Source organism: Streptomyces sp. NPDC048269, assembly GCF_040652395.1.
In the GTDB taxonomy this organism is placed as follows: domain Bacteria; phylum Actinomycetota; class Actinomycetes; order Streptomycetales; family Streptomycetaceae; genus Streptomyces.
Map to the genome: position 1 here is coordinate 75,102 of NZ_JBEZLW010000018.1, position 14,302 is coordinate 89,403.

A 14,302-nucleotide genomic window follows, 5' to 3' on the forward strand; every position below is an offset into this window, starting at 1 on the left:
CTCCCCCTCCACTCCCGCGACCGCGAAGGCAGGACCCCGTGCTGACCGTCGATTTCTCCCGGTTCCCGCTCGCCGCAGGCGACCGCGTGCTCGATCTGGGCTGCGGCGCAGGCCGGCACGCCTTCGAGTGCTACCGGAGAGGCGCCCAGGTGGTCGCCGTCGACCGCAACGGCGAGGAGATCCGCGAGGTCGCCAAGTGGTTCGCCGCGATGAAGGAGGCGGGCGAGGCCCCGGCCGGCGCCACCGCCACCGCCATGGAGGGCGACGCGCTCGCACTGCCCTTCCCCGACGAGTCCTTCGACGTCGTCATCATCTCCGAGGTGATGGAGCACATCCCCGACGACAAGGGCGTCCTCGCCGAGATGGTCCGCGTGCTCAAGCCCGGCGGACGCATCGCCATCACCGTGCCGCGCTACGGCCCCGAGAAGATCTGCTGGGCGCTCTCCGACGCCTACCACGAGGTCGAGGGCGGCCACATCCGCATCTACAAGGCGGACGAACTGCTCGGCAAGATGGAGGCCGCGGGCCTCAAGCCGTACGGCACGCACCACGCGCACGGACTGCACTCTCCGTACTGGTGGCTCAAGTGCGCCTTCGGCGTCGACAACGACAAGGCGCTGCCCGTCAAGGCGTACCACAAGCTCCTGGTCTGGGACATCATGAAGAAGCCCGCGCTCACCCGCCTCGCGGAGCAGGCCCTCAACCCGGTCATCGGCAAGAGCTTCGTGGCGTACGCGACCAAGCCGCACCTCCCCGTCGGCGCCGCACAGTGACCTCGCCCGGGCGCACCTCACCCGAACACCTCGTCCTGGACGGCGTACTGACCGCCGAACAGGCCGCCGAAACCGTCGCCGGCATCCTCGCCGCGCAGCGGGCGGACGGGGCCATCCCGTGGTTCCGCGGGCACCACCTCGACCCGTGGGACCACACCGAGGCCGCGATGGCGCTGGACGCGGCCGGCGCGCACGAAGCCGCCGAGAAGGCGTACGAGTGGCTCGCCGCCCACCAGAACCAGGACGGCTCCTGGTACGCGGCCTACGCCGACAGGCCGGACGGGGTGGACACCGCCGAGCCGCAGGACGCGAGCCGGGAGAGCAACTTCACGGCGTACATAGCCGTCGGCGTCTGGCACCACTACCTGTCCACGGGCGACGACGCGTTCCTCGACCGGATGTGGCCCGCCGTCTACGCGGCCGTGGAGTGCGTGCTCTCGCTCCAGCAGCCCGGTGGCGAGATCGGCTGGAAGCGGGAGGCCGACGGCACGCCCGTCACGGACGCCCTGCTGACCGGCTCCTCCTCCATCCACCAGGCCCTGCGCTGCGCGCTGGCCATCGCCGAGCACCGCGAGGAGCCGCAGCCCGACTGGGAGCTCGCGGCGGGCGCCCTGCGCCATGCGATACGCCGCCACCCCGAGCGGTTCCTCGACAAGAACCACTACTCGATGGACTGGTACTACCCGGTCCTCGGCGGGGCCCTGACCGGTCCCGAGGCCAAGGCGCGCATAGAGGAACGCTGGGACGAGTTCGTCGTCGCGGACCTGGGCGTGCGCTGCGTCCTGCCGAACCCGTGGGTAACGGGCGGCGAGTCCTGCGAACTGGCGCTCGCGCTGTGGGCGACGGGCGAGTCGGACCGGGCGCTGGAGATCCTGCGTTCGATCACGCACCTGCGCGCCGACAACGGCATGTACTGGACGGGGTACGTGTTCCAGGACAAGGCGGTGTGGCCGGTCGAGCAGACCACCTGGACCGCCGGGTCGCTGCTGCTCGCCGTCGCGGCGCTCGGCGGCGACGAGGCCACCACCGAGGTGTTCGGCGGGACCTCGCTCCCGGCCGGGCTGGAGCCCGACTGCTGCCGTTGAGGTGTGGACAAGGGCCTCCCTCCACCGTGCGGTGGGGGGAGGCGCCTTCGTCGGACGTCAGCGCCGGTACAGCCAGCCGGCGACGGCGTGTCCGACGAGAACGTAGACCACGGCGGCCAGGCCGTAGCCGATGACGACCTGGATCCATTCGCGGCTGAAGGTGAACAGGTCGTAGGACCAGCCGGCCAGCCAGCTGGCGGTGTCGTGGACGAACTCCACCAGCTCGTTGCCGCGGTTGGCGTCCAGCAGGTACAGCAGGATCCACAGGACGATCACGAAGGCGAGCACGTCCGCCACCAGTGCGACGGCCCGGCCTGCCTGATTGCTTCCTCGGGCGTGTACTCGGGTTTGTGTGCGCATGTCACCCGTGTTGCCGCGCGGGCGCGCCGCAAACCCGAACGGGCCCCCCAAGTGGCGCAGCCCCACGGCCCGGGCGAGGCTGCGGGAGACACCTCACTCCCCGGAGGAAACCGTGTCCGTACCCACGACCGTCCGAATCCGCCGTGCCCTGACCGCGGTGGTCCTGTCCACCGCGCTGCTGGCCGGCGCCACCGCCTGCGGCGACGGCGGTGGCGACAGGGGCCGGCAGGAGGAGCTCTCGGCCGCCTCCATGGGCGAGCTGGCCGCCCTCGCGGCCGCCGAGCCGGCCGCTGTCGAAGCCGACGAGCTTGCCGCCCCGACGCCCTCGCCCAGCACCTCCGCCGAGAAGCAGAAGTTCGCCAAGACGCGCTTCGTCGCCAACGCGGGCCTCGCGGCCGGGGCGACGTACCAGTGGATCATCAAGCCGTACCGTGCCGGCAAGTTCAAGAAGGGCGCGAAGGGCCGCACGTTCGCGCTCATCAAGGCCGGCCTCGCGGGTGCCTTCGCGTACAACCGGCTGAAGGCGGCCGCCGACAACGCCAAGGGCGACCCGCTGCTGTCGAAGGCGCTCGCCCCGCTGACGGCGGGCATCGACTCCCTCAAGGGCCTCGCCGGCAAGCTCCGCAAGGGCGATGCCGGTGACGCCGACATCAGCTCCTTCGACGACGTCATCAACGGCGTCAAGGAGGCGGGCAAGAGCGCGGGTGCCGAGGTGAAGGACAAGGTCCCGAGCGTCTCCCAGCTGGGCCAGTAGGTCACGACCCGGGACCCCGCGGCTGTTTCAATGGTCCCGTGATCGAGATCGTGGCGGCCGTCCTCGCCGCCGCCGGAGCCGGCTGGCTCCTGCGGCGCAAGCACCTCGCGCGGACGGCCGCCGGCCCCGTGCCCGGGATCCCCGGCATGGCCCGCAGGCCCGTCGGCGAGGGCCGCTGGCGGCCGGGCCGGGTGTACGCCGACGGCGGCGCGGCCCGCTGGGTCCCGCAACGCGGTGAGCCCGTGCCGCTGCCCGGCGCCCGTGCCACCGGGGTACGGCCCCCCTCCATGAGGGAAGGCATGTCCATCAACCCCGGCTCGCGGATCGTCACCTGCGCCTACGCGGGCGGCGGGAGCATCGAGATCGCCGTCATGGCGCTGGACCTGCGCGAGCTGCTGGCGGCCATCGCACAGGCCCCCGGGGAGGATCCGCGGGACGCCTGAGACGGGGCTCCCGACACCCCGTTCACAGCCGGGAGCCCCGGTCGCCGCGTGTCGCGGTGGCCGGGGCTCCGGTGCTCTGCGGGTGGATCAGCCGGTCAGCCCTGGGTGAAGTAGCCGAACAGGTCGGTGATCACGTGGGTGCTGCCGCCGTAGCTGTTGGAGATGCTGACGCGGCCGTCGGCCACCGGGGTGGTGACGTGATTGGGCACGGTCTCGCCGGGGCGGGTGTTGAGGCTGCTGGCCTCGGGCCGCGTGCCGCCGTGTCCGTAGACCGTGAGGAAGCCGGGCCCGGTGGTGTCGGTGGCGGTCACGTTCTGGGCCGCGCCGAGTGCGTTCGCCGGGATCCCGGCGACGGTGGTGGTCGCGCCGGGGGCGAGCTTGCCGGTGGTGCGGGTGTCGGCGAGGCGCTGGGGGACGACGGGCGTGAAGAGGGCCTTGCCGTCCTTGGCGTAGTAGCCGACCGCGTCCAGGATCAGATGGGTGGAGCCGGTGTTGGTGTAGAGGGTGATGGTGCCGTTCGGTCCGACGGGGACGATGGCCTGGTTGGACTTGTCCTTGCCGGGTTCCACGTTCAGGTTCGAGGTGGTGGGCCGACGGGTCGGGTCCGGGTCCGGGTAGGCGATGACGTGCGCCTGCTCGGTCGCGCCGGTGCCGGTGAGGTTGAGGGCGACGGCCGTGGCGTCGGCGGGGATGCCGCCCACACCGGCGACCTTCACCGTGCGGGCTTGGCCACCTCGCAGCGCGCCGCCCGTGGTGCGGGTGTCGACGAGGCGGGCCGGGGCGAGCGGCGAGAAGCGCTGCCCGGTGTTCGGCTGGTAGTAGCCGACGAAGTCGACGATGAGCGCGGCCTCGCCGGAGTTGAGCTGCGCGGAGACCTTGCCGTCGGCGCCGATGGGCACGGTGACGGTGTTGGAGGAGGTGCCGCCCGCCTTGACGTTGACGTTCGAGGTGACCGGGCGGGGCTGACCCGCGGGCCAGACGCTGAGATGGGTGTCCTCGGTGGCCCCGGTGACCGTCACGTTCAGGACCGCCGCGGACGCGCCGGCCGTGTGGTTCGGGCCCGAGCCGGTGAAGACGATCGGCAGGGTGACCGGGGTGGCGGCGCCGCCCTGGACGGGCGTGTTGGTGGTGCGGGTGTCCAGTACGCGGAACGGTGTGAGGGCGACGTAGCCGGCCGGGGTGTAGGCGACCTGCACGGTCCGCTCGGCCGAGGACGTGGCGCCCTTGGTGTCCTGGACGGTCGTCGTCACCTTGTACGTGCCGGGGACCTTGTAGGCGTGCCGGACGGTGTTCAGCCCGTCGCGGCTCTCCTTCGCGCCGTCACCGAAGTCCACGTCGATCCGCTGGACCGGCCACGGTGCCACGGTGGCCGCCCGGGGGTCGACCTCGACGGACAGCGGCAGGACGAGCGCCCGCGGGTCCTCCGCGCTCGGCAGGACGTGCGTGGCGGTGAAGCCCGTGGTCAGCGGGCCGGGCGTGGTCACCTCGGCCGTCTGCTCGGCGGAGACCTTCGCTGCGCCGTTGACCGCGGTCGCCTTGACGACGCACGCACACGGCGAGGTGTAGACGTGCTCGGCGGTGCGCTCCGTGGTGACGACCGGGGCCGTCCCGTCGCCGAAGTCGAAGTGGTAGGTGAGCGCACTGCCCCAGCGGCTGTGCGCGGAGGCCGTCGCCTTCACCGTGGTCCCGGCCGGCGCCCAGGCCTGGTCGAGCTCCAGCAGGGCGTTGCTCAGCTCGTCCTGGGTCTCGCGGGCGCCGCGGTCGATGTACCCGCCGTCCTTGCCGGTGTTGGGCACACGCGGGTTGTCCATGGTCGGGTACCCGGACAGGTCGGTGGGCAGCACCCCCGGCGCCGTCGGGTCGCCGGAGTCGATGGTGGGGGAGCCGTCCACGGCGCCGACGCCCTGCGGCGACGGGGCCAGGATGTCGTGCGCGCCCTGGCCGGTGGCGGCGGCGAACGCCGCCGGGGCCTGGTAGCTGGTGCCGGCCCACTGGTAGGCCGTCAGCCCGTCCAGGCCGGCGATCAGGTTGTAGTCGGCGCGGGTGCCCGCAGCCGCGCTCTCGGACACCGTGATGCCGCTGCGCGGTTCGACCGGCTGGCAGAGGCCGTTGTACCTGGTGTAGAGCAGGTTGTTGAACAGCCCGGAGCCGGACGAGGAGCCACTGACCGAGAAGGTCGTCGCGCAGTAGCCGTCGACCGTGTTGTTCGTGATGACAGTGCCGGGGGCGTCCGTCACGGAGACTGCCGGCCCGCGCAGGCCGACGATGGCGTTGTTGCTGAGCACGGTGCCCTGGGAACCGCCCGCGATCCGGACACCCTTCAGGCGGCTCCGGCTGACCCGCACGTCCGTGCTTCCGTCGCCGACCACGAGTGCGTCGAGGCTGCTGGGCGAGCTGTCGATGCCGTCCAGTGCCACGTCGGTGGAACGGCTGACCTGGACCCCGCCGTTGGCACGCAGCCCGCGGAGGACCACGTGGGCGGCGCCGCTGACGGTCAGTCCCTTGCCGCCCAGATCCACCTTGGTGGAGGCGTCCGCCGCGTCGGCGAGGAAGGTGATCGGCTTGCCCGGCTCCCCGGAGCGGTCGACGGTGACGGCCTCGTCATAACGCGTGCCTGGCTTGATCCGAACGCTCTGGCCCGGCTGTACGACCTTGGCCGCCGCCGAGATCGTGCAGAAGGGGGCGGTCTGCGAACCGGGTCCGCCGTCGGTGCAGTTGGCACCGTCCGCATGGTTCACGTAGAGGGCGGTCGGAGTTTCGGCGGCGGCCGCAGTGGCGGGCAGGCCGAGAAGGGAGACGAGACCCGCGGTCAGCAGGCCCGTCGCATGACGATGACGCAACAGGAGTGTTCCTTCGAGCAGAAGACGGCGTGGGTCGCCACGGGTGCGGCGCTTCGCGACCTGTGTGCGGCCAGTTCCCCCCCCGGCGGCAGTCGGGCGCACGCGAAGCCCGCAACGGCAACGCTCATCATCCGCTTTCGGACAGTCGCTGTCACCTCCGATTGAACACATCGGAGCATCGGAGCCCTTAGGCGTTGAGCTCCGCCAGGACGCGCAGGGTGTGCGGGTCCGGGGCCGTCACGAGCAGGTCGGTGACCGGGCCCTTGCGCCACAGTTCCAGCCGCTCCGCGATCCGCTCCCGCGGTCCCACCAGCGAAATCTCGTCGGCGAACGCGTCCGGGACGGCGAGGACCGCCTCCTCCCTGCGTCCGGCGAGGAACAGCTCCTGGATGCGGCGGGCCTCCTCCTCGTACCCCATCCGGGCCATCAGGTCGGCGTGGAAGTTGCGGGCCGCGTGGCCCATGCCGCCGATGTAGAAGCCGAGCATCGCCTTGACCGGAAGTAGCCCCTCGGCGACGTCGTCGCAGACCTTGGCACGGGCCATCGGCGCGATCATGAACCCCTCGGGGAGGCCGGCCAGCGAGGCCTGGTAGACGTCGGTGCGGGCCGGCGACCAGTACAGGGGGAGCCAGCCGTCCGCGATCCGCGTCGTCTGGGCGATGTTCTTCGGCCCCTCCGCGCCCAGCAGGACCGGCAGGTCCGCGCGCAGCGGATGGGTGATGGGTTTCAGCGGCTTGCCGATGCCGGTGCCGTCCTCGCCCCGGTACGGGTGCTGGTGGAAGCGGCCCTCCAGCGCGACCGGGCCCTCGCGGCGCAGCACTTGCCGGATGACGTCGACGTACTCGCGGGTCGCGGTGAGCGGGCTCGCGGGGAAGGGGCGCCCGTACCAGCCTTCGACCACCTGCGGTCCGGACATGCCCAGGCCCAGCATCATCCGGCCGCCGGAGAGGTGGTCCAGGGTGAGGGCGTGCATGGCGGTGGCGGTGGGGGTGCGCGCGGCCATCTGTGCGATGGCCGTGCCGAGGCGGATCCGGGAGGTGTGCGCGGCGATCCAGGTGAGCGGGGTGAAGGCGTCCGAGCCCCAGGCCTCGGCCGTCCACACCGAGTCGTAGCCGAGGTCCTCCGCCTCGGTGGCGAGGGCGAGGTGGTGCGGGTCGGGGCCGCGGCCCCAGTAGCCGAGTGCGAGTCCGAGGCGCATGGACGGTCCCTCCGCGATGCCGGAACTGACGGTGCGTCAGGTGACTGTAAGGCAACGGCCCCCCGCCCGGAAGGGCGGGGGGCCGTTGCTGTGGGGCGGTGTGTGCGGCGCCGTTGCGGGCTCCGCCCCCGGACCCCGCGCCTCAATCGCCGGCGGGGCCGAACTCAGCCGCGCTGGATGCCCGAGGTGTCGTTCAGGACGCCGCGGCGGCCGTCCTGGGTCTGGGCGATCAGGGTGGCGGCGTCACGCTGCTCGACGGCCAGGTACCAGGTGCCCGGGGCGAGTTCGGCGATCGGGGTGGGGGAGCCGTCCTCGGCGAAGAGGGGGCGGGCCACCGGAACGGCGAACCAGAACGGCGTGAAGTCGCCCGCCGGGGCGGGCGCCGGAGCCGGGGTGTGCTGGGCGTTGTCCTGCGGGGCCGGGGCCGGGGCCGGGGTCGGCGTGCCGCCGTACGGCGGGACCGGCTGTGGGGTGGAGCCGTACGGCTGCTGCTGGCCGCCCGGGTAGCCGTACCCGGCGCCCGGCTGGGGCTGGCCCCCGTACGGCGGGACGGCGGCGGGCTTCGGCTCCGGCATCAGCTGGCCGGCCAGCGCCGGGATCTTCGCGCCCGCCACGGCAACGCCGGCCAGGGCCAGGGTGGCGAGGAAGGCGAGGATGGCGCCGGCGCCGAGGTCGAACGTGCTCGGGCAGGTGATCAGGGCCCACAGCGCGGACCAGGCGGCCGACACGGCGAGCACGGTGCCCCACGCGGCCAGCGGCAGGCCGAGGACCTTACGGGTCTCGGGCTGGAAGCGGCCCGCGATCAGCAGACCGGCGGCGATGAAGCCGAGCAGGAAGACGCTGGGGAGAACCAGCCGGTAGGCGTCGGTGTCCCACGCGCTCGGCAGATCGCCCAGCGTGGTGGAGTAGAAATCGAGGAACGAGGCGATGAACAGCAGCGCCGCTGCTCCGATCACCACGCCGTCGCCTCGAGTGAGGGAGCGGATGTTCACGTCTTAGGTGTCCTTCTCGGTCTCGGTCGTCTCGTGGTACCGCGGTCGCAGAGCTTGCCTGGGAGCGGGCGGGCGGCACCATGGTACGGAGGTCTCGCGCGGCCGAGAGGATCGGGGCTGCGAGCAGTCCCGGCGGGACCTCCGGTGGGACTACCCGCCGAGGAACCCCACGATGCCGTCCGCGATGCCCTGCGCCGCCTTCTGCCGCCACTCCGGACTCGTCAGCTGCGCCGCGTCCTTGGCGTCACGCATGTTGCCGCATTCGATGAACACCTTGGGCCGGGTTGAGAGGTTCAGTCCGCCGAGATCGTCGCGGACGACCAAACCGGTACCGCTGCCGAGGTAGTTGGCGGGGGCGGAACCGGTGGTCCGGGCGAAGTTCGAGGCGATCCGCTCGCCGAGCTGCCGGGAGAGCCCGACGATGGGCCCGGTGTCGGCGGCGCCGCCCCGCACGTCCGCGGGGAGGATGATGTGGTAGCCGCGGTTGCCGGCCGAGACGCCGTCCGCGTGGACCGAGACGACGGCGTCCGCCTTCGCCTGGTTGCCGATCCGGGCCCGCTCGTCGATGCAGGGACCCCAGGCGCGGCCCCCGACCTCGTGCGTGAGGATGACCTTCACGCCCTGCGCCTCCAGGAGCCTGCGGGCCCGCAGGGACACGTCCATCGTGAACTCGGCCTCCATGTAGCCGGCGTTCGTCGTGGTCCCGGTGGTGTCGCACTCCTTGCGGTTGGTGCCGATGTCGACCTGCCGCTCGATCTCGTTGGTGTGGTCGAAGTTGCCGGTGTTGTGACCGGGGTCGATGACGACGGTCCGGCCGGAGAGCGGGCCCTTGGCGGGCGCCGCCGGGGACGGGGAGGCGGGGGCGGGGGCGGAGGAGCCCTTCGGCAGCACGACCCGCGGCGGGCGCGAGTCGTCGCCGCCCGCCCCGGCCAGGATCTGGGTCAGGACCCAGCCGCCGAGGAAGATGGGGGCGAGTGCGGCGGCCGCGACCACGAGGGTGGAGCGGCGCGCGAACCAGGGCCGGGCCGGGCCCGCCGGGGGGCCGGGCTCGGGGCGTAGGGGGCTGTCGTCGTTGCGCACGCGGCGATGCTAGACCGCCCCCCGGGCCGCCGTACGGACCGTGGGCCATCCGGGGGCGCGGTGCGATTGTCCTTTATGCGGGGATGGGGGTTTCCCGCCAGGGCTCATAATCCTTCCTTCCGCCGGGCCGCACTGTTAAGTGCGCTGCCTGCGGTCTACTTAGGGCCCCTCGTGATACTCACCGCCCCCACCAGCCCTGGACGGTGGGCGGACGCTGAGAGACGAAGATCGCGTGGAGATCTGCTACGCCCAGCGGACTCTGGCGAGCTTGCGGCCGTTATGTGATGCAGATATCAGCCCATATCCGCCATGGATGTCGCGAGCCTCCCCTGGGCGGGGCGGGTCAGCCGCGAAGGGCTTCGGCCGGTTGCACGGAGGACGCGCGCCGGGCGGGATAGATCCCGGCCACGACGCCGGTCGCCAGGCCGATGAGCGGGGCGGTAGCCAGGGTCACCGGGTGCATGACCGGCGTCCAGTCCCTGATCAGCGCCACCACCAGGACGGCCAGTGTGCCGATGGCCGTACCGATGAGTCCGCCGAAGGCGCCCAGCGTGCCCGACTCGGCGAGGAATTGGGCGGTGACATGGCGCCCCTGCGCGCCGAGGGCGCGGCGCAGGCCGATCTCCCCGGTGCGCTCCAGGACCGCTACCAGGGTGGTGTTGGCGATTCCGACCGCTCCGATGACCAAGCACACCCCGGCGAGCAGCAGAAACAGCTGTTCGAGGTCGGAGGTCACCGAGGTTCGCAGGCTCCTCGGGTCGGGCGGCGGAATCGCCCTGAGGTACTCCGGGTGGTCGGGGCGCAGCGCCGTGGGGGCCTCCCTGGCCACCTGACGGGCGGCGCCCAGGTCCGTGGCGATGAGCATTCTGGCGCCCTCGGTGGGCCGCCCCCAAAGTTCGACCGCGGTGGTCTGCGGTACGAGAACCGAGAGCAGCACGTCCGGCTGGCGCTGGACGTCCTCGACGATGCCCACGACGGTGAACGGCTGCCCGCCGATGAAGATCGCCGGCTTGGTCTCCAGCGTGGTGATGCCCAGCCGGGCGGCGATGCCCGAGCTGATCACGGTGACGCGCTGGCGGGCACCGCAGTGGAACTCGTCGTACAGCCTGCCCTGGGAGAGCCGGGGTTCGGCCGCGCGCAGGGCACCGGGGGCGGCGGCCACCACGTTGAGGGTTTCCCCTCCGGTGTCGCCCACCGGGGCGGCGGTGACGGCGAGTTCGGCGGCGCTGCGTCGGGGCCGCACCGTCCACAGCGCGCCGGCGTGACGCACCCCGTTGAGCCGCTCGACGCGGTCCGAGGCGTCGTCCGGGAACGCCGCGTCGGCGAACTTGTTCTGTTCGCGGGCGATGTCCTCGACCGTCACCTCGGTCGCGGAGAGCATGTTGAAGCGGGCGTCGATCTGCGAGGAGGCGGTGGCGGTTAGGCCGAGCACCGCGACGAAGGCACCGACGCCCAGGACGGTGCCGAGCATGGTGAGCGCGGAGCGGGCGGGGCGCTGCAGCATCCCGGCCAGCGCTTCGGCCAGCAGGTCCCGTGGCGCGAATGTGGAGCGCCCGATCCCGGGGAGGGGCGCGGCGTGCCGTTTCTTTCCGATCCGGCTTAGCATGCGCGTACCTGCTCGCTCTCGCTCTCGCTTAGGATGCCGTCCCGGATGGTGACCGTTCGTCGGCCGCGGGCGGCCACGGCCGGGTCGTGCGTGATGAGGACGATGGTGATGCCCTCGGCGTTGAGAGCCTCCAGCAGCCGGAGCACCACCTCGGCGTTGGCGGTGTCGAGGTTTCCCGTCGGCTCGTCGCACAGGAGCAGCGAGGGCCGGGCGACCAAGGCCCGCGCGATGGCCACCCGCTGGCGTTCGCCGCCGGACATCCGGGTGGGCAGCGCCTCGGTGCGGTGGCCGAGGGCGACCCGGGCCAGCGCCTCGCGGGCCCGTCGGGGGCGCTCGCGGCGCGATGTACCGTCGTAGACCATGGCGAGTTCGACGTTCTCGCGGGCGCTGCGGTGCGGCAGCAGGTGGAAGGCCTGGAAGACGAACCCGATACGGCGGCCACGCAAAGTGGTGCGCTCGGTGTCCCTGAGCCGGCCGGTGTCGATGCCGTCGAGCAGGAAGCTGCCCGTCGTGGGGGTGTCGAGGAGTCCGGCGATGTTCAGGAACGTGGACTTGCCCGATCCGGAGGGGCCGACGACGGTGATGAACTCGCCCCTGCCGACCGTGAGGTCGCTGGGGCGGAACGCCTCCACGGGCGGCGGCCCCGGATAGGTGAGGCCGACCTGCCGGAATTCGATGACGGGCGGCTCGGACGGGGGAGGGGGCGTGGTCATCCGGTGCCTCCTCGCACGGCGCCGTTGGACCGGACCCCGGTCACCACACGGTCACCCTCGCCCAGGGCGCCGCCGTCCAGGGGTGTGACCTCGGCATGGCCGTCGCTGGTGGTGCCCGGCTTCACCCGGACCCGGCGCTGCCTGCCGTCGTCCTCCAGCACGGTGACCACTGTGGAGCCGTCGGCGCCGGCCGACACCGCCGTGATGGGTACGACCAGGACCTTGCCGGCGGTCGTGGCGGCCAGCACTGTCATGCGGACGTTCTGCCCGGTCCACTCGGCCCCCAGCGGCCGGCCCGGCGCCAGAGTCATCAGATAGCCGTCCGCGCCAGCCTGCCCACCGGCCTGCCCACCGGCCGGCTGTCCGGCCGGCTGTCCGGCCGGCGTGCCGCCATCGGCGCGCGGCGTCGTGCGGGCGGTGGCGATGGACTGTACGGAGGCCTGGGCGGAGGCGCCGTTGACCTCGGAGAGGATCTCTGCCTGCTGACCCGCCCTGATCAGGCCCTTCTGGTGGTCGGGCACATAACCGTGCAGCACCAGGGCGCCTGCTGCGATGGTCATCACCGCCCCCTGCACCTTCCCGCCGAGCCGTGCGGGGATATCCTGCACCCGTGCGGGGAAGCTCTCCAGGAACGTCACCTCGCCGGACGGAACCATGGGGCCTGCGGTCGCCCGCGCGGCCACGAGTCCCTCGCGTGCGGTGGCCAGGTCCTCCTGGGCACGGCTGACCGCCTTGCGCAGGTGCTCCAGTTCGCGACTGGTGGTCGGCACCGTCGTCTTGCCCGAGCCCGAAACTGAGCTGGCCTCGGCGGTCTTCAGTGCGTCCTTGGCGTCGTCCAGGGCTCGTACGGCCGAGGTCACCCGTGTTTCGGCCGCGGTGACGGCGGCAGCGCCCTCGGCGCCGCCGACTACAACGGGTTCGTACCCGAGCGCGTTGTAGAGCGCGGTGACCGCCGACTTCGTGCCCTCGCCGAAACGCCCCCGGTTGTCGGGGGAAGTGGAGTGGCCGAGCTTCTGGAGCGCGTCCTGGAGCTGGCCCACGTCGCTGCCCTGGGCACCGGGCTTGAGGTCGCGATAGAGCGGAACCGTGCCCTGGAGCGCGATCACCGGACGGCCCGATATCTCAACCAGCAGCCGACCCGCGCCTACCTCGTCCCCTACCTTCAGCGGCAGCTTGGAGACCGTGGGGCTGCCTCCCTCAGCCGCGCCGCCGGGAGTGATCTCCACGCTCTGGCCGGCGACCACGGTGCCGCGAAGGATCACTGAGGAGGCCAGCGTCCGGTACTCGACTGGCGCGGTGATCACGGACGGTGCCGGGGGCCGGGAGTCCGCCGCCGCCTGGGCGGGCGACTTGATCAGCAGGGAGGCCCCGAAGCCCGCCCCGGTGAGCGCGACCGCGCCCACCGCGATCAGGGCGACCCAGCGCCGCCCGATCCGTGCACCGCCACCACTTTCACCGCCGCCGCTGTTAGCCGCCCCGGCCGAGACCACGAAGGGCTGTTCGTCGTGCTGCATTCAGTTCGCCAATGCCTCGTTGGCCGACTTTATGACCGCGCTCCGGTCCTTCTTGATCTCGGCAAAACCGGCGGCATTCTGCTCGATGTAGTCGCTCTGGATCTTCGTTTCGAGGCGGAGCAGCACGGTGGCGAGTTTCGTTTCCTGCTTGCACTTCACATCGGCCTTGGCCACGACCTTCTCCTCCGGCGATGCAGAGTTCCCCTGGGACGCGTACTTCTCGGCGGGCTGCATGAAGCCGGTGTGCTGATATCCCGACTTGTTCATGCAGGCCACCCACTCGTCCTGCGCCTTTTTGAATTCAGGCGTCGCCAGGGCCTTCCCAAAGGAGGAGAAATCGATGCTGAGCAGTCCGGTCTTGCCCTTTCGGGGATCCTGCACCTTGTCGAGCCCCAGCTTGCGGGCGGCCTCCCCTAGACAGCCGCCCTCGGGGACGTCCTTGCCCTGGTAACTGCGTCCCGCGGCTCCATCGCCACCCTTGCCGCCGTAGATCATGTACGCCTCGGGCGGGAACTTGGCCTGACTGGGAACCGCGCCTTCGGCGTGCTCGTCGTAGCCGGCCGTCGGGATCATGTGATAGCCGTACTCGGCGGCGACCTTCTCGCCGACAACGCTGTACCGGCGGCTCACGACCTTGAGTGGCTCGGTCTTCTTGACGGGCCAATCGAAACCGAACCGCTTCATGCAGTCGGCGGCCAGGGTAGAACTCGCGGTGTCGACCAGCGCCTGCTGCTCGCGAGTGAAGAGGTAAGCGGACACCGGGAGGACGATGTCGGCCTCCGTGACGACGTCCTGGACCACGGGACCGCCACCGCCGGCGCTGTCGTTCACCCCGGCGCCCTCCGCGCACCCGGTGAGCAGCAGCACGCCGACCCCGGTTGCGATGACGAGACGTGTGTAACGCAAGGAAACCCCTGGAGAGAGTGGATGTGCACGGTGGGGCG

General features: G+C 71.9%; 13 protein-coding genes. 4 read left to right on the top strand and 9 right to left on the bottom strand.

Translation table 11 applies throughout. The features are described 5' to 3' along the window. Positions 1 to 38 precede the first annotated feature (38 nt). Together AB0D48_RS21015 and AB0D48_RS21020 are read left to right on the top strand one after the other, a co-directional pair. Positions 39 to 773: a class I SAM-dependent methyltransferase gene (locus AB0D48_RS21015; RefSeq protein ID WP_362398767.1), complete on the top strand. Its 735-nt coding sequence runs from the start codon at positions 39 to 41 to the stop codon at positions 771 to 773. Beyond that, entirely contained in the window at positions 770 to 1,858 is a 1,089-nt protein-coding gene (locus AB0D48_RS21020; RefSeq protein WP_362398770.1) for a prenyltransferase, read from the top strand. The genes AB0D48_RS21015 and AB0D48_RS21020 overlap by 4 nt, the downstream gene beginning before the upstream one ends. A 57-nt stretch (positions 1,859 to 1,915) precedes the next feature. Here AB0D48_RS21020 and AB0D48_RS21025 read toward each other — a convergent pair whose 3' ends face one another. Continuing rightward, entirely contained in the window at positions 1,916 to 2,218 is a 303-nt protein-coding gene (locus AB0D48_RS21025) for a hypothetical protein (protein WP_362398773.1), read from the bottom strand. Positions 2,219 to 2,330: 112 nt separating this feature from the next. On the opposite strand from AB0D48_RS21025, the gene AB0D48_RS21030 reads away from it, so the two are divergent. Both AB0D48_RS21030 and AB0D48_RS21035 read left to right on the top strand, forming a co-directional pair. Continuing rightward, positions 2,331 to 2,972: a hypothetical protein gene (locus tag AB0D48_RS21030; protein WP_362398776.1), complete on the top strand. Its 642-nt coding sequence runs from the start codon at positions 2,331 to 2,333 to the stop codon at positions 2,970 to 2,972. Between the two features lie 38 nt (positions 2,973 to 3,010). Continuing rightward, entirely contained in the window at positions 3,011 to 3,415 is a 405-nt protein-coding gene (locus AB0D48_RS21035; protein ID WP_362398779.1) for a hypothetical protein, read from the top strand. 95 nt (positions 3,416 to 3,510) lie between these two features. Here the strand turns inward: AB0D48_RS21035 and AB0D48_RS21040 are convergent, their stop codons facing one another. The 8 genes from AB0D48_RS21040 to AB0D48_RS21075 form a co-directional block, all read right to left on the bottom strand. Further along, complete coding sequence (locus tag AB0D48_RS21040; RefSeq protein WP_362398782.1) at positions 3,511 to 6,255, bottom strand: PKD domain-containing protein; 2,745 nt, start codon at positions 6,253 to 6,255, stop codon at positions 3,511 to 3,513. Between the two features lie 187 nt (positions 6,256 to 6,442). Further along, positions 6,443 to 7,453 (bottom strand): LLM class F420-dependent oxidoreductase, encoded by a 1,011-nt coding sequence (locus AB0D48_RS21045; protein WP_362398785.1) that lies wholly within the window; start codon positions 7,451 to 7,453, stop codon positions 6,443 to 6,445. Positions 7,454 to 7,617: 164 nt separating this feature from the next. Beyond that, positions 7,618 to 8,445, bottom strand: a complete 828-nt coding sequence (locus AB0D48_RS21050; protein ID WP_362398787.1) for a hypothetical protein — start codon at positions 8,443 to 8,445, stop codon at positions 7,618 to 7,620. Positions 8,446 to 8,595: 150 nt separating this feature from the next. Further along, positions 8,596 to 9,525: an N-acetylmuramoyl-L-alanine amidase gene (locus AB0D48_RS21055; RefSeq protein ID WP_362398790.1), complete on the bottom strand. Its 930-nt coding sequence runs from the start codon at positions 9,523 to 9,525 to the stop codon at positions 8,596 to 8,598. Between the two features lie 343 nt (positions 9,526 to 9,868). Further along, a complete protein-coding gene (locus AB0D48_RS21060) occupies positions 9,869 to 11,131 on the bottom strand; it encodes an ABC transporter permease (RefSeq protein ID WP_362398793.1) in 1,263 nt (420 codons plus the stop codon). Beyond that, entirely contained in the window at positions 11,125 to 11,844 is a 720-nt protein-coding gene (locus AB0D48_RS21065) for an ABC transporter ATP-binding protein (protein ID WP_362398796.1), read from the bottom strand. Before AB0D48_RS21065 ends, AB0D48_RS21060 begins: the two co-directional genes overlap by 7 nt. Continuing rightward, positions 11,841 to 13,358, bottom strand: a complete 1,518-nt coding sequence (locus AB0D48_RS21070; protein ID WP_362398799.1) for a peptidoglycan-binding domain-containing protein — start codon at positions 13,356 to 13,358, stop codon at positions 11,841 to 11,843. The genes AB0D48_RS21065 and AB0D48_RS21070 overlap by 4 nt, the downstream gene beginning before the upstream one ends. Further along, positions 13,359 to 14,264 (bottom strand): hypothetical protein, encoded by a 906-nt coding sequence (locus AB0D48_RS21075; RefSeq protein ID WP_362398801.1) that lies wholly within the window; start codon positions 14,262 to 14,264, stop codon positions 13,359 to 13,361. Positions 14,265 to 14,302 lie beyond the last annotated feature (38 nt).